Raw genomic sequence first — 15,273 nt, 5'->3', positions numbered from 1 at the left:
GCTCTGCTGGAGAATAGATGGCGAGCTACAAGAAATAGCCCTTATTCATCAAAAGAAATGGCCTACTCTTCTAGGAAAAATAAAATTCTTAGCAAATTTAGACATCAGCGATAACCGAAAAGCACAAGATGGTCGTTTCAGTGCCGATATTTTTGGCAAGAAAATGGACTTTCGTGTCTCAGTTCATCCCACTCTATTTGGTGAAAATATTGTGATTCGTATTCTTAATTTTAGCGACAATATTTTCCAGTTAGAAAAACTTGGTTTTTTACCTGAACATTTGAAAATTATTAGTAAGATTACGCAGCAACAACAAGGTTTAATTATTGTTACAGGGGCAACAGGCAGCGGAAAAACAACAACCTTATATAGTTTATTACAACAGATAAATAGCCCAAAAATAAACATCATGACTTTAGAAGAGCCAGTCGAATATATCATGCCTATGATCAGACAAACATCATTGACAGATAACAGTAAAATTTCTTTTTCAGATGGTATCAAATCTTTATTGAGACAAGACCCAGATGTTATTTTAGTGGGTGAGATTCGGGATACTGATACTGCTACCATGGCAATCAGAGCAGCAATGACAGGCCATCAGGTATATGCAACCTTACATGCTAATTCTGGATTGGGCGTTGTTGCACGACTCATGGATCTTGGTATTAGCCATGAACTGATTGCAATGAATTTAATAGGGGTAATTTCGCAAAAATTAGTCAAAAAATCATGCGGATGCATTAAAGAAAAGTGCTCTATTTGTCCAATCTGCCAGGGGTCTCGGACATTAGGCAGAATAGTTATTGCAGAAGTGATCTCTTTAGACAAAGATATTGCATTTGCCATCTCAAACAAAGAATCTTTATTAAAAATAGAAACGACACTTCTAAACCAAGAAAACTATTTCTCAATCGAGCAAGATATAAGAAGAAAAATAGAGATTGGTCTTTTAGACGAAAAAATCACCTCTGTTTAAATAGGGGAAATCATGAAAAACTACTACTATAGGTCTATCGATAACCATCAAAGAATCCACACCGGATGTATTCAGGTAGAAAGTGTTGCGGAGTTAGAAAAATCATTAAAATCACGCAATCTTTTTCTGATTGAGTATGCAATAAAAAGTGAAAGTATAGAAAACAGATTTTCTTTTAATAAAAAAATCAAAATCGAACAGCAAATTCAGTTGCTATTTGAATGGCTACTCTTACTAGAGTCTGGCATTACTGTTGTATCCTCAGTAGAAAGTCTAATTGAATCTAGTGAAACCCTTATTCGAAAACATGCTTTGCAAGCGGTGCTCATTGGCTTGGAACAAGGTAAACCATTACATCAGGCATTAAGCAATAACGAAGTTTTCTCACCTATGGTTAAAGAATTTATCAGAATTGGTGAGAACAGTGGCAGTCTTATTTCAAGCATAAAATATGCTTATTCATATTTAGAAGAACAAAAAGCCAATCAAGAAATCATAAAACAAGCAATGTTATATCCATTGTTTACTGTGTCAGTTGGATTGGGCGCTGTAATTTTTTTAAGTTATTGGATGTTGCCAGAATTAGCGAGTTTCTTATTAAGCTTAGATCAGGAACTCCCTACAACAACCATGATACTAATTACCATAGCCGACTGGTTACAAAAAGATAGCAGTCTCTTACTACCAATTTTCACATCAGTAAAAATAAATTTGCTGAACAGCAGATTGATTCTATTTATAAGAAGATAGAGCAAGGATTTTCTTTTCATCACGCTTTAAACCAGTCACAGTTGCTACCGAAGGTTGTCGTTTCTCTAATTTATAACGCAGAAAAAACAGGTCGGATCATCCCTTGTTTGGATTACATTTCTGAATTTTACCGTCAAAAAGCTAATCGACGACTACAAAAGATACAAAAACTTATCGAGCCCTGTTTAACATTATTGATTGGTTCAATACTCGCTTTTTTCATTGTAGCAACACTTGGCCCATTATATGAACTTGGTGGCCAATTAGGACAATAAAAATGAAAAAAGCGATTGTTTTTATTGAACCCCATCAGATAGAAACCTTCTTTTTTCAAGGAAACAGCAGTAAGATTGATCAAATAGCCGCTTTATCAATAAATAACCAGCAACAATCTAACTGGCTCAACGATTGGGAGAATCTACTACAAAACAATAAAAGAACAATTTTTTACTTTGTATTAAGTAGCACGCTAATCGATTGCAAGGTAGAACAACTGCCTAAAATGAGTGTCATTGATCAAAAAAGAGTACTATATCGGCTTCGACATGCTCAAAAACAAGATGATACTATCTATCAATTAAAAGGAGAGCATTTGTTCTGTTATAGTATTAAAAAAGACGAGTTGATCGAAAAAATATTTACAGTAGCAAGCGAGGTAGGGATTGAGGTATCAAAGGTTATCAATATCTTCGATTTATTTACCAATACGATTCTAAAAAATTCAAAACATACCGATATTTGCTATCAAGCCGAGAGACTATTACACTTCTACACTTATCAAGATGGCCTCTTGAAAGCGAAGAGAGATTTATACTTACAACAAGAACCAGAATGGTTAACACAGGAGATTGATAACTGGCAAAAGTCCACTGGACAAACAAACAAGATACTGACCATTACATCAAAAGCCGAGATAGTCATTTTATTCAATCCAGCCATCAAAAAAATCAATAGTTATCCTTTACCTGATTTACGCAAGATGTTTTTTAATCGTCAGGCTATAAAGAGAGGCAATAGAGGCATCTGGCTCACATTATTTATCAGTATCTTATCTATTTCTAGCTTTGGCTTTTTGTACCAACAAGAGCAAGAACTTACAAAAGCGATTGCGTTACAAAAACAGCAATTCATTACAGCTGAAAGGCAAAAGGCTAAACAGCAACAGCAAAATCAGGTGTTAAGAAGATTACAACAATTCGACTCTATTAGGCCACCAGAAAAGTGTTTTAATATTATTGAAAAGACGATCAAAAAAGCATGGCCATTAAAAATCAAACACTACACTTGGCAATATGAGATTACGGAAAAAACATCGCAGTTAAAAATCACTCTCGACCTTGACACTATCACTGATATTACTCCACATCATGCAATGGTATGGACACAAGCCGTGACTAGCTCGCTAAAAAAACAAGGATTACCAACAGCTATTGAGCAATCGCCCCTACCACTACGAGTAGATCAAGATTGGACAAGTCATCAAGTCAAAAATCATTCCGCTTTCAAACTGACTATCGATGTTGAAGATATAACAAAATGTCAGTGATTTTTTATTGCGAGTGCGACCATGTATTTCTTACTTAACATCAAAGATATTAATCAACATTTACCACCAAAAAATACTATCAGGTTGTTGGTTTTTTGTATGGTACTGTCGATTTTTTTCGCCGGTTATGCTTTTTACTGTTATAACAAAGTCTATGACTTAAAAAATCAGTTACAACAGTATCAACAGACTACTGTTTCGACTAAGCAAAATATGTCCCTAAAAAAATACAAATTGAAAAATAGCCGTTTATTCGAAACAGAAAACCGAGTCTCTCTTTTACAAACATTAGAGAAGCTGGAACAAAGAAAAGTGATCTCAGCAAATTGGCAACTTCGTTTTTCAATAGCAGATCGACACAAACAAGATCTGTGGCAAACCACGACCGTTACCTTACAAATTGGCTTACAAAAAGATAAGCAACTATTTGAATTAATTGACTTTTTAACGCAACGCGAAGGTGTGTTATCACCCACGCGCTGCCATATACAACGATTGGAAACAGAAACGGCGATGGCGGACTGTCATCTACAATGGTTAACCGTCTCTGCCGCAGGTCAACAAGCTTTCAACGACTAGCAAAGTGCTAACGTATCACGTGCAATCGTGCGTTCCTCATCCGTGCCAAGTGCCAGCGCCAACGGACTACCAGCCGCTGTGATTTGCCCCTCTTTACCTCCCACGCACACTGCATTGGCCTGGGCATCAACACGATAACCAAATAAACCCAAACGCTGTAAGGTACGAGCACGTAAACTTGGTGCATTTTCACCAATGCCACCCGTAAAGACCACAGCATCAATCCGTGGCAAATTGGTCATCAAACCGGCAATTGCTTTCGCTAAACGATGAACAAACACTTCCAATGCCAAGTGAGCTCCCTGATGACCTTGTGCTTCTGCCTCTAACAATTCTCGGCAATCGTTGCTCAACTCAGATAACCCCAACAAACCACTCTTGCGGTTTAACAGTTCATTCACACCCTGCACATCGGTTTTCAACACTTCGCATAAGAACGGCAAAATACCTGGGTCAATATCACCCGAGCGCGTTCCCATCACCAAACCTTCTAGTGGTGTCAGGCCCATGGTGGTATCAACACTTTTGCCGTCCACAATCGCACAAGCAGACGAACCGTTACCCAAGTGCGCGCTGATCATACAAATTTCATCGGTTGGCTTGCGTAACCATTGAGCGGTACGTTGGCACACATAGCGATGGCTGGTGCCATGGAAGCCATAGCGACGCACACCATGTTCCTTATACAAGGACATCGGCACTGCATATAAATAGGCATGTGATGGCATGGTTTGATGGAAAGCAGTGTCAAAAACAGCCACATGAGGTAGGTGAGGCAAATGTTGGCGAGCCGCATGAATCCCAATTAAGTTGGCAGGGTTATGCAGTGGTGCCAAAGTAGAACACGCCTCTATTGCCGTTAACACGTCATCGTCAATGGTGATAGCCCCTTGAAAACGCTCTCCCCCGTGAACAACACGATGTCCTACAGCCCGCACTTTGGTCATCAAATCGCGTTTGTCCAATTCAGCCAACACGGCCTGCATGGCTTCACTGTGAGCCCCTTGCTGCAGATCGAATTCGTAGCCCTCATCACCCTTGAATAGCACATGTGCCCCCGGCTGTCCCAGCCGTTCAGCCAAACCTTTTAATGCTACCTCGCCGGTTTCTGGGTCTAACAAAACAAATTTCAGAGAGGAACTACCACAGTTAATCACCAACACAGAAGACATCGATTTCTCCAAAAAGGGGGCGGATAGGCCAAAGGCACAACCAGCCTAGGATACCAGACATGCCAAGAAGATAAAGCCAACTTTACGACATGGATGTTAAAGATATGTGAGCAAAATCCCTCGATTTAACCTGCTTTTTACTAAAACTTTGATGAAAAACTACTTTTAGCAAGTTTTTTTCACAAAAGGCTTGCATCTCCATACGCTTACGGCGACAATCCGGCCCCTTGCTTTCAAGCCAACTCACACCACAACTTTGAATTGGCTAAGTAAGAAATAGGTATCCGCAAACTCGTTTCAGCGAGATTCGGCTGGTCTTGATTCTTCAGATATTGGGGATTGGGAATAATGTCTGATCTGGCGAACGCGCATACTCTGCGCGCCTCCTCCACGCAACTTCCGGTCGATGTTTACTTCGATCCGGCCATTTATCAATTGGAACAAGAACGTTTGTTCCGCAACGCTCCGCAATACTATGGACATGAGCTGATGGTGCCGAATATCGGTGACTATCACACTTTGGCGTGGATGGATCACGGCAAAATGCTCAAACGAGTAGAAAGCGGTGTGCAGCTATTGTCGAATGTCTGCCGACATCGGCAAGCCCTCATCCATAAGGGTCGCGGCAATGGTGATCTTATCACCTGTAATATCCACGGTTGGACTTATGATAATCAGGGCGTTTTAGTCGGTGCACCTCATTTCGCCGATAATCCTTGTCTAAATCTGGGTAAAACACAGTTGGTCTCTTGGAATGGTTTGTTGTTTGACGCAAAACGCGACATTCAACAGGATTTAGCCAGTCTAGGTGTCGCCCAACATCTGAGTTTTGATCAATACGCCTACTCAGAATCTGTCACCACTGAATACGACTTCAACTGGAAAACCTTTATCGAGGTGTATTCAGAAGACTACCATGTTGATCCGTTCCACCCTGGTTTGGGCAACTTCGTTGACTGCAGCGAGTTGAAATGGGAATGGGGCCGACAATACCATGTGCAAACGGTTGGCGTGAAAAATCGTCTGGCACGGGCAGGCAGTCAGGTTTACAGCCAGTGGCACCAAGAAGTGCTCAAACAGTACCAAGAAAAACAACCCGAGTTTGGCGCAATCTGGTTGACCTATTATCCAAACATAATGGTGGAGTGGTATCCCCATGTGTTAGTGGTCAGTGTCGCGATTCCTCGTGGCCCAGAAAAAACCACCGTCATCACTGAGTTTTACTACCCAGAAGAAATCGTGTGGTTTGAGCCTGACTTTATCGCAGCAGAAAAAGCAGCTTACTTTGAAACCGCTGTTGAAGATGATGAGATTTGCTACCGGATGCACGAAGGCCGCCGCGCCCTGTGGCAACGTGGTGAATCCGAAGTCGGCCCTTACCAATCGCCAACCGAAGATGGAATGCAGCATTTCCATGAATACTACCGGCGCGAAATGGGTGCAGATTTTGTAAAAGCCCGCTAAGCTGACCACAGTTGTTTGCTCATACGCCCCCACCTCGGGGGCGTTTGCTCGTCTGGCCTTTACCGAGACTGTCTCCATGACTTCATTTACTAGCCAAGGCTTTGCCCTACCCTCATGGTGGAATGGGCGTTTTGCCAGTCAAGATACCGCACAATCACTACGCGAATTGATCGCCAGTGGTGCTAACAGCATCTCTATCGTAGCAACGGCTTACACCAAAGATCGTTTTTCTAGCACGATCGTTGCCGATGGCCGCACCGAATCAGCCGCGAATATCGCCACAATCTTACAAGCTACACAACGCTATTCGAATGTAGAAGTCATCTATAAGCCGCATTTCAGCCCACAAACTGATGATTGGCGTGGCCGTTTTGCACCAACCGATCCCGAGGCTTGGTTTCAGACCTATCGCACTTGGATTGTTGAACAAGCAACATTGGCACAAGCCAATCAGGTGGATGTGTTTGTGTTAGGAACAGAATTCAGCTCCTTGGCTATCAGTCGTTATCAAACACAGTGGACAGACATCATCCAAGCGATTCGGGCAGTCTATCAAGGACAACTCACCTATAGTTCCACCTTGAGCGCCGCCCTGAATGTACCTTTTTGGGATCAGCTTGATTTTGCCAGCGTGACTGCCTATCCAGTAAGCGCAGGGAGTTACGCGGTTAACGCAGCACAAGTCATGGAAAGCTGGTACCTTGGTGTAGGAGGGGAAATAGCACCCTTAACCCAAATCAGTGCCCTGCAAAACGCCACCGGACATCGTGTGTTAATCACCGAAGCAGGCTATCGTAGCATCGACGGTGCAGCACTCAAGCCGGAAGACTACGAACAAAACACCACCGTTGATGTGCAGGAACAACAAGCCGCTCTACAAGGCATGTTATCGGCACTCAGTCAATTTTCCACTCACACCAGCGGCTTACAAGGCATCCATCTGTGGAATTGGGAAACACAACCCAGTGTTAATTTTAACAACAGCGACAGCGGTTATACCGTCCAAGGGAAACCGGCTTACCAAACGGCCACACAGTGGTTTCAGGCCGACACACCGCCAACCACCTTACAGTTATTAGATGGCCGCTGGCAGTCTGATCTGTGGCTTATCGGCAAAGACACAGCTGAGTTGGTTTTACTCAACCAAACGGGGCAAGCGGTCTTAGCAGGTGGAGGCGATGATCGGATTGCCTTACAACGTGGATCTCATTGGATTGATGGCGGCAGTGGTAACAACACCCTTTCATTGCAATCCTCCGCCAGTGGCAGCACCGTATTTTTCGGAACCGATAACGACAGCGTGGGGGTGGTGTGGAATGAAAGCGGTGTCAGCCTATTCCGCCACATCCAAGCAATAAACGGTAGCCGCTATGACGATACTTTGATCGGCAATGATCAAAATAACCTCTTTTACACCGAAGCAGGGCAAGACAATGTAATGCTGCGTGGTGGTGATGATGAAGTTTACCTTGGCCTAGGCAATAAGATGGTCGATGGCGGCAGCGGCCTCGATAAGGTGAACTACAGTGGCGTGGGCACTGCCATCACAGCCAGTGGTGACACGCACTTATGGCAGGTTAAACATGGTGAATTTCAAGATGTGCTATTGCAAGTGGAACATCTAATAGGTAGCCCATACGCCGATAACATCCGTTTTGGTGAAGGTACACAAACTCTTGATGGCGGTGGCGGGCGCGATACCTTAGGCGGAGGAACGGGGGCTGATCGCTTTGAAATCACGCGCGCGGCAGCGAGCGGAGATACCGCCACCCTCATGGATTTTCGCGCCGGTGAAGATCAACTCGCGTTAAGCAGCAAAGTATTTATTGCCGCAACCCAGCAAGACTGGCAAAACGTCTCCTCACTGACCACCAGCAGCCCAGCGCGCTACCTGCTCGATAGCCAAACGCGAACCTTATACTACGATGCCGATGGCAGCGGCAGTGCATTTGCTGCGGTTTCAGTGGTGAGCTTCGCCAGCAGCAGTGATTTGCCACAGTGGACAGATATGGTGTGGTTTTAACTGGCGTGCAATTGAAACACAAGCGGCACTTCCGCCCATGCTGACACCGCCTGTTCCCCCTCGCGGGCGGGTTCAAAACGCCAGCGCGCCACCGCTTCTTGCGCAGCTTCATCCAACGGGGAATAACCACTGCTGCGGGCAAGACGAATCACATCGGCACGCCCCTGTGAATTGACTTTTACCCGCAATAGTACGGTGCCTTCCCATCCCATCTGGCGGGCAGTCCGTGGATAGCGCGGTGGGGGATTGTCTAAATAGGCCAAATCAAAACGTGGTGCTTGAAAGTGACTCGGCCGTGAGGATGACTCAGTTGTCACAACCACAGGGACGGCCGAGGCAGCCGGTGGCGATTCTGCAACCGTCTTGGTCACAGGCTCGGTTTTAGTCTGTGCACGAACAGAAGGTGCAGTAGATGACACTGGTGCTGCAGCTGGCGCGGGTGTTGAACGCTTAACCACCGGTGGCGCAGCACGTGAGGGGGCAGCATTCGCGGCTGGAGTGGGAACAGTGTCAGCAACGGCAACAGGCGGTGCGGGCAACAATTCAATCCATTGTGCGGTCAGGGGTGCCACCATTGGCGTGATAGCCACTGCCGGAACCCGAGTGTGTTGCACACCCCAAGTCAACAGTGCAATCACCCCACCATGCAATAACACACTCCCCAAAGCAGCACTGGCGGCGCGAGGTGTGACCGATGCCGAGACAGGCGCACTATGCAGAGGCTTTAACATGATTTACCTCATGTAGCACATCAAAACGCCAACCATGACTTTCTTGCACCACACGAATCGGCCAATCGTAGGCAATGCTCAACGCTTCGCTGTCGAGTACACATGCCGGTGGGCCAGCGCGCAAAACACGGCCTTGATGCAATAACACCAGCCAATCAGCATACTTTGCCGCCAATTCTAAATCGTGTAACACCGCCACCACCGTTTTTCCCCGCGCAGTCAAGGCAAATAGCCGCTGCATTAAAATCTGGCGATGACGTAAATCAAGATGATTCGTCGGTTCATCCAATAATAAAGTTGGCGTATCTTGGGCTAAAGCCTGTGCAATCACTGCACGCTGACGCTCCCCCCCAGACGCCTGTTGATAACGCTGTCCAGCCAAAGCGGTCAGCTCTAGCGCCTGCAAAGCCTGTTGTACCCGTTGCCGATCGTCTGCCTTCGGCAACGCAAAACGGCCAAGATGAGGACGGCGCCCCAACATCACGAAATCTTCAATGCTCAAACTGCAATCACTCGGCGGATGTTGCCCCACCCAAGCAATCTGCTGGGCACGTTGTCGGGCTTTTAATTGAGTGACCGGCTGGCCGTGATACATCACCTCGCCCTGTTGCGGTGGTAATAAGCCCGCTAGATGGCGTAACAAAGTGCTTTTACCCGCTCCATTGGGCCCAATCAAGACACACAAGCTGCCACGGGGAATCACTGTATTGACAGATTGCAGAATGGTTTTATGACCCATTTGCAAAGAGAGTTGGTCTATTTGAAATGCAGACAGTGCTGTTTCATGGGCCACAGGCAGGGGAATTGCATCGCGTTGCATCAGTTGACCTTTCTTTGCCGATACCAGAACAACCAGATAAAAAACGGTGGCCCAGTGAATGCAGTCAGCAGGCCGACGGGAATCTCAATGGGATACACCACCAGACGGGATACCGTGTCCATCGCCAGTAAAAATAAACCACCCAGCCAAGCCGACAGCGCAATCAACCGCCGCCGACTTCCCCCCACCACCAAAGCAAGCGCATTGGGCACCATCATGCCCACAAAACCAATGACCCCCGACAACGCCACCGCAGCCCCCGTTGCTAATGCTGCTGCAACAATGACCCAAGCGCGGGTTGCCGCTAAAGACAATCCCAAACCGTGGGCGCTGTCTGTACCTAATGCCAAACAATCTAAATCGCGTCCCAAGGCAATCAATAACAGCAGAGCAAGCGCAATCGCTGCGGCAGATACACCTAACGGCGAGGTACTGGCCCCTGACAAATTACCCGCCAGCCATGCCATTGCACCACGCAAGGTCAGATCATCGGATAAGAACAGCACTAAACTGGTAATGGCACCGATAAAAGCTGCAATCACTAAACCCATCAGCAACAACGCCGCTTCACTGTTTCCCGCTACTCGCGACAACAATAAAATCAGGCCAGTGCTCAATAAGCCCCCGACAAATGCAGCCAGTGGTAAGCCAAAACTGGCGGCCCCACCCCACGCAATGAGTAACACCACCCCCAACGCCGCACCGCTTGACGTCCCAATCAAACCTGGATCGGCCAATGGGTTACGAAACAAGGCTTGTAGCGCCGCACCACTGCCCGCCAATGCCGCACCAACCAGCAAAGCACTGGCAATGCGTGGCAACCGGAGTTCTTGTAATAAGGGGTCTTGCCAATCCGGCCATGCCCACAGCCCCCCTTGCCCCGTGATCGCCACGATCACCACCAACACACTGACGGCTACCGCCAACCCATACCCCACGGCTTGATGACGCATTACAGTTGCCCTAGCTTGCTCACCGCTTTCGGACTGTCCAAATCAATGCGGAACATTTCCCCAGCCGGCAATTCATACACCCGACCTTTTTGTCCGGCCGGTGTTAATGCAATTTCAGGACGCGCCAACAAACCGGCACGACCGCCAGTGATAGCACGATTGTGATCGGCCACCACAATCACATCCGGTTTCAAGCTACGCCAAGCCTCACGCGATAAGGGCTTAAAACCATCATGTTCGGCGATATTGATACCACCAGCAGCACGAATCAGAGTATCGGCAGCAGTGTTTTTACCGGCAACCAAACTCCCGTCATACGTGAACAAATAGCGCACACCCGTTGCCGTCTTTGCCGTCATCCCCTGTTGCCATTGCTGCGCCAGCTGCTCCGCACGCGCCGACTGTTCTAACAAACGGCCAATCTCACGAATACTATTTGCAAAATCACGCCCATCTTCATGTTGGCTCACTTGTTGCGCAGGAATGCCCAATTTTTGTAATTGAGGCCAAATGGTCGCCGGTTGTGCCAAGCTGCTTCCTAACACCAGCTGAGGCTTTAAGCGGGTAATCGGTTCAACGCTCAAGGAGCGATTAAAACCAATCACCGCTGCCGAAGCCAAAGCAGGGTGTTGGCTAGAGCGATCTCGACCAATGACTGTTGGCGCGGCGCCTAAGGCCACCACCACATCCGCCACATCGGCCGTCATCACCACAATCCGCTCTGGCGCGGCAGCCCATACAGGACATGCCAACAGCGCCAGCAGTGCTGTCGAAAGAGACTTACGCCACATCACCATCTTCCACCGCCAACTCACTGACCAACTTCACCCAACTGGCCAGCTCTGGCTTACCCGGTTTGCGTTCACCAAACAGCGTGACAATCGATTGACCATGCGCATCAAACAGTTCCAGCGACGTCAACATGCCGCAGTCACCCGGCTTTTTGACCACCCACGCTTCTTGAATCAAATCAGTACGCAAGTGAAGGTTGAAATTAGGATCTAAGACATTCAACCATGGCCCTAAACGCTCCACACGATGAACAGGGCCGGTATGAATTTGAATGCAGCCGCGATTGCCTGCAAACACCATAATCGGGGTTTCAGTTTCGCTGGCACGATGTAACAACGGCTCGATGGCATCTTTTGCCACCGTCCACGCATGGCCTTCTGGTGCCAGACGGAACGCCTGTTGCCGCGACACCTTATGCTGTGTCAGCAAACCATGAAAATCATGTACATCTTTTAACGCCAACCAACCCGCCCGTAGCCCCACCACATCAATGGCGTCATCAGGGAGTTCTACTGAGGAAGCAGGGACGGTATCAATCACCAATGGCAGCAAGGTTGTCTGTAAATCTTGCTTGACGCTATTAAAAGCCGACACATCACTTTGCGGTGTCAGGAAAATTTTATGGATTGCCTCACCATAGCGATCGAATACTTGAATACTGCGCTGTACTTTATCGTCAGTTTGACGATGCTCTACCGCAAAAACATATTTCCAATGAGAGAGAAACAACCGCAAATCGATTTCTGGGTTTAATGCCAAACCCATATTTCCGTTAATGCTGATATTGTCGTACAAACCAATTTTTTCGTGGACGCAAGCCTCATTGCGCGTTAATGCCATCACAGGCCCGAGTGTCCGCATAGCCATCAACAAAGTTGGCCAATCCGCCTTTAATGCCACCGCATCAGGGTCGGCAGCCACCAACTCTGCTTCACTGATGGCTAACTGCCGTGCCGCATCGCGAATTCGCATCTGTGGCATATCTCGTTTTAAAGTAGCAAAAGCTTGCCATAACGCTTCTGGCGCACGTTCCATAGTTTCTCTTCCTTATCATGTTGTGAATGGATAGCGATTAGAAAAAGCGATATTCCACTGTACCCGCCACACTGCGACCGGGTTGGGAATAGAAGTCCAACACTGCACTATTGGCAGCAAAGCCCTTCACATCGCTCCAATTCCAATAAGTTTTATCAAAGACATTGAACACCCCCGCATTGATGCGTAGCTGTTTATTGACTTGCCAATACGCAGTTAAATCGACAACGCCATAACCTGCAGGGGCAAAGCCAGCGGTAGCCTGACCTCGGCTATCCGTCGATTGCGGCACGCGACTCTTAGCCGCAGCAAAACGCAGCTTGGCATCGGCACCAAACGGCTCCGTGCTATAGGCCAGTTTCAGATGACCTTTTAACGGTTCTACCGAGGTTAATGGGGTACCTTCGCTGTCGTTATCCCCTTCAGCCCAAGCAAGCGCGCCACTGATTTGCCAATGAGGCGCGAAGCGCCAGCCTGCCTTCACTTCCGCACCGTGGATACTCACCTTGCCGACATTGCCATATTGATAGGTTGCCAAGGGACGGCCTTGTACACTACGTTGACCGACTAATTGGCGTTCTAAGAAATCACGATAGCGATTGGCGAACACACTGACATCAAGCTCAACCTCTTGCCAACGGCCTTTGACCCCCAGCTCAATCCCACGGCTGGTTTCTGCTTTTAAGTTTGGATTGGGTAATACCTCATAGCCATGAGCAGCATTCATAAAAGCCATGGTGGCATCATCAAATGGCGGTGCACGGAAGCCGGTTGAGAACTGGGCAAAACCTGTGATTTGGTCGTTAAAGGCATACGCTAATGCCAATTTGGGGGATAAAGCACTGTCAGACAGATCGCTGGCTTGCGGGCCATTTTGGTTAATTTTTTGCGATAGCGCGTCTTGTTGCAGGCTCAAACGGTAGTAGTCATAACGCAGCCCAGGTGTCACGGTCCAACCGTTATCCCACCGCATTTGGTTTTCGACAAATAAACCAAAACGATCGGTGCGATTGTCTGGAAACGCTTTCTGTGGGAAGGGCTCGCCGCCTACGGTTTTGGTCGTCGAACCATCAGCATTCCATTGTGTACGATCACGCAAACGCTCTGTTTCAGTACGCGAAGCATCAAAACCATAAATCAAGCGATGCGCAGCGCCCAAAGCAAAAAACCGGCTTTCGAGTTGGGCATCCAAACCGGTGAGGGTTTGTGCAAAGCGATAGTCCGAGGTCCGTAAACGGGCATTACTCGGCCCTAAGCGATGCTCACGCACATCTTCGGTCTGATCGAGCGTTTGGTGATAAATCTGCCACTTTGCTGCTTGAATCCAAGGGTGATCTTTATCTTGCCATTGATGTGCTAAGGTAAAACGTTCGCGGGTTTGATCATCATCGGCCATTTGACTTAACAAACTGCCAGTTGTCGGTGATCCACTGCTGCGCGCAGAAATCACATTGCTATCTTGTTGGCGTTGGAAACGCTCATAGGTAAAGAATAAGTCGTGTTGTGGATTTGGATGTAGGCCCAGCTTCAACAGGACATTATCGCTGTCCCAAGCTTGTGGATTAGGCGTCGTCCGGCGACTGGCGGCTGTGCCGTCGCTACTGTCATCGCGTCCTTGATTGTCGGTTTCATGGCCATGACGACGGGTATACATCAATAATGCCGACGCCAGATCATTGCGGCCAGCCAAGGTCAAGGTTGCTGCTGTACTCTGGTCGGCACTGTCACCGCCTAATTTCACACCAAAGTACAAAGGGTTATCTGCGCTGACAAAATCAGCAGCCGATAAAGTGCGGTAAGCCATCACCCCGCCAATCGCATCACTGCCATACAAGCTAGAAGCAGGGCCTTTAATGATTTCCACCGCCTTTAAGCTTTCTGGCTCGGTGTAATCAGCACCAGAGATTGCACCATTCCCACCGCCACCGCCGTACTGATCGGGTTGGCGCACGCCGTCAATCAGGGTCAAAATTCGATTGCCACCAATCCCACGAATCGTTACGCCGGCATTACCACGCCGCCCGGGTTCACGACTGACACTGACCCCAGCTTCATCACTGACCAAATCGCGCAAATCTGCTGCAATCCGGCGGTCGAGTTGTTGTCGATCAATCACATCAACCGAGGGTGCAGTTTCATCTAGAGCTTGCTCAGTCCGCGAAGCCGCCACTGACACCGCCTGTAGGCGTTTGACCTGTTGCGGTTCGGTTGTGGCGTTATCTGCTGCTGCAGACAGGGGAAAAGCAGCAACAAGACACAGTGCAATCTGTGACAGTGTCCAATGTGAGCGGGAAAAATGGCCGCCAGTCATAGCATCTCCTTAATTCGGAATCGTGCTCTGGCTGGCTAACCGCAAAAGGCGGTGGGCTGGCGAAGCCAAGCCGGTGGCGACTTGGCGAGCTTGCTTTTCGATGGCACGCAGCCATCAA

14 protein-coding genes are annotated in these 15,273 nt (G+C 47.6%); 7 read left to right on the top strand and 7 right to left on the bottom strand.

Features of this window, described 5'->3' with window-relative positions; genetic code table 11:
- The 5 genes from ACTBZS_RS03430 to ACTBZS_RS03410 form a co-directional block, all read left to right on the top strand.
- Positions 1-979 (top strand): GspE/PulE family protein (locus ACTBZS_RS03430; protein WP_463043280.1); only part of this gene is annotated, 979 nt, incomplete at its 5' end.
- 12 nt (positions 980-991) lie between these two features.
- Positions 992-1,729 (top strand): type II secretion system F family protein, encoded by a 738-nt coding sequence (locus ACTBZS_RS03425; RefSeq protein ID WP_463043279.1) that lies wholly within the window; start codon positions 992-994, stop codon positions 1,727-1,729.
- A complete protein-coding gene (locus ACTBZS_RS03420; RefSeq protein WP_463043281.1) occupies positions 1,675-2,004 on the top strand; it encodes a type II secretion system F family protein in 330 nt (109 codons plus the stop codon). The genes ACTBZS_RS03425 and ACTBZS_RS03420 overlap by 55 nt, the downstream gene beginning before the upstream one ends.
- A gap of 2 nt (positions 2,005-2,006) precedes the next feature.
- Positions 2,007-3,275, top strand: coding sequence for a hypothetical protein (locus ACTBZS_RS03415; RefSeq protein WP_460429445.1), 1,269 nt, complete (start codon positions 2,007-2,009; stop codon positions 3,273-3,275).
- A 21-nt stretch (positions 3,276-3,296) separates the two neighbouring features.
- Positions 3,297-3,854, top strand: coding sequence for a hypothetical protein (locus ACTBZS_RS03410; RefSeq protein ID WP_463043278.1), 558 nt, complete (start codon positions 3,297-3,299; stop codon positions 3,852-3,854).
- Here the strand turns inward: ACTBZS_RS03410 and ACTBZS_RS03405 are convergent.
- A complete protein-coding gene (locus tag ACTBZS_RS03405; protein ID WP_460429443.1) occupies positions 3,851-5,026 on the bottom strand; it encodes an acetate kinase in 1,176 nt (391 codons plus the stop codon). The genes ACTBZS_RS03410 and ACTBZS_RS03405 overlap by 4 nt on opposite strands.
- A 348-nt stretch (positions 5,027-5,374) precedes the next feature.
- On the opposite strand from ACTBZS_RS03405, the gene ACTBZS_RS03400 reads away from it, so the two are divergent.
- Both ACTBZS_RS03400 and ACTBZS_RS03395 read left to right on the top strand, forming a co-directional pair.
- The gene (locus tag ACTBZS_RS03400) at positions 5,375-6,490 is read left to right on the top strand and encodes an aromatic ring-hydroxylating oxygenase subunit alpha (protein ID WP_460429442.1); all 1,116 of its coding nucleotides are present in this window, start codon (positions 5,375-5,377) and stop codon (positions 6,488-6,490) included.
- 76 nt (positions 6,491-6,566) lie between these two features.
- Positions 6,567-8,513 carry a glycoside hydrolase family 113 gene (locus ACTBZS_RS03395; protein ID WP_463043277.1) on the top strand — a complete coding sequence of 649 codons (1,947 nt, stop codon included), beginning with the start codon at positions 6,567-6,569 and terminating at the stop codon, positions 8,511-8,513.
- Here the strand turns inward: ACTBZS_RS03395 and ACTBZS_RS03390 are convergent.
- From ACTBZS_RS03390 to ACTBZS_RS03365, 6 genes are read right to left on the bottom strand one after another with little or no spacing between them, the layout of a single operon-like run.
- Complete coding sequence (locus tag ACTBZS_RS03390; RefSeq protein WP_460429440.1) at positions 8,510-9,244, bottom strand: energy transducer TonB; 735 nt, start codon at positions 9,242-9,244, stop codon at positions 8,510-8,512. The genes ACTBZS_RS03395 and ACTBZS_RS03390 overlap by 4 nt on opposite strands.
- Positions 9,225-10,064 (bottom strand): ABC transporter ATP-binding protein, encoded by an 840-nt coding sequence (locus tag ACTBZS_RS03385; protein WP_460429439.1) that lies wholly within the window; start codon positions 10,062-10,064, stop codon positions 9,225-9,227. Before ACTBZS_RS03385 ends, ACTBZS_RS03390 begins: the two co-directional genes overlap by 20 nt.
- Positions 10,064-11,017 carry a FecCD family ABC transporter permease gene (locus ACTBZS_RS03380; RefSeq protein WP_022653015.1) on the bottom strand — a complete coding sequence of 318 codons (954 nt, stop codon included), beginning with the start codon at positions 11,015-11,017 and terminating at the stop codon, positions 10,064-10,066. The genes ACTBZS_RS03385 and ACTBZS_RS03380 overlap by 1 nt, the downstream gene beginning before the upstream one ends.
- Complete coding sequence (locus ACTBZS_RS03375; protein ID WP_463043276.1) at positions 11,017-11,808, bottom strand: heme/hemin ABC transporter substrate-binding protein; 792 nt, start codon at positions 11,806-11,808, stop codon at positions 11,017-11,019. Before ACTBZS_RS03375 ends, ACTBZS_RS03380 begins: the two co-directional genes overlap by 1 nt.
- Positions 11,798-12,844 carry a hemin-degrading factor gene (locus ACTBZS_RS03370; protein ID WP_463043275.1) on the bottom strand — a complete coding sequence of 349 codons (1,047 nt, stop codon included), beginning with the start codon at positions 12,842-12,844 and terminating at the stop codon, positions 11,798-11,800. The genes ACTBZS_RS03375 and ACTBZS_RS03370 overlap by 11 nt, the downstream gene beginning before the upstream one ends.
- 37 nt (positions 12,845-12,881) lie before the next feature.
- On the bottom strand, positions 12,882-15,155 hold the full coding sequence (locus ACTBZS_RS03365; protein ID WP_463043274.1) for a TonB-dependent hemoglobin/transferrin/lactoferrin family receptor: 2,274 nt from the start codon (positions 15,153-15,155) through the stop codon (positions 12,882-12,884).
- Between the last annotated feature and the right edge of the window lie 118 nt (positions 15,156-15,273).

It is taken from the genome of Aquaspirillum sp. (assembly GCF_055136605.1).
Note: the sequence above shows the minus strand (reverse complement) of the source record. Positions and strands in the feature narration are given on the sequence as shown.

Coding starts and splice junctions, on each gene's coding strand:
- ACTBZS_RS03425 (WP_463043279.1), top strand. CDS start 992: ATGAAAAACTACTACTATAGGTCTATCGATAACCATCAAAGAATCCAC.
- ACTBZS_RS03415 (WP_460429445.1), top strand. CDS start 2,007: ATGAAAAAAGCGATTGTTTTTATTGAACCCCATCAGATAGAAACCTTC.
- ACTBZS_RS03410 (WP_463043278.1), top strand. CDS start 3,297: ATGTATTTCTTACTTAACATCAAAGATATTAATCAACATTTACCACCA.
- ACTBZS_RS03405 (WP_460429443.1), bottom strand. CDS start 5,026: ATGTCTTCTGTGTTGGTGATTAACTGTGGTAGTTCCTCTCTGAAATTT.
- ACTBZS_RS03400 (WP_460429442.1), top strand. CDS start 5,375: ATGTCTGATCTGGCGAACGCGCATACTCTGCGCGCCTCCTCCACGCAA.
- ACTBZS_RS03395 (WP_463043277.1), top strand. CDS start 6,567: ATGACTTCATTTACTAGCCAAGGCTTTGCCCTACCCTCATGGTGGAAT.
- ACTBZS_RS03390 (WP_460429440.1), bottom strand. CDS start 9,244: ATGTTAAAGCCTCTGCATAGTGCGCCTGTCTCGGCATCGGTCACACCT.
- ACTBZS_RS03385 (WP_460429439.1), bottom strand. CDS start 10,064: ATGCAACGCGATGCAATTCCCCTGCCTGTGGCCCATGAAACAGCACTG.
- ACTBZS_RS03380 (WP_022653015.1), bottom strand. CDS start 11,017: ATGCGTCATCAAGCCGTGGGGTATGGGTTGGCGGTAGCCGTCAGTGTG.
- ACTBZS_RS03375 (WP_463043276.1), bottom strand. CDS start 11,808: ATGTGGCGTAAGTCTCTTTCGACAGCACTGCTGGCGCTGTTGGCATGT.
- ACTBZS_RS03370 (WP_463043275.1), bottom strand. CDS start 12,844: ATGGAACGTGCGCCAGAAGCGTTATGGCAAGCTTTTGCTACTTTAAAA.
- ACTBZS_RS03365 (WP_463043274.1), bottom strand. CDS start 15,155: ATGACTGGCGGCCATTTTTCCCGCTCACATTGGACACTGTCACAGATT.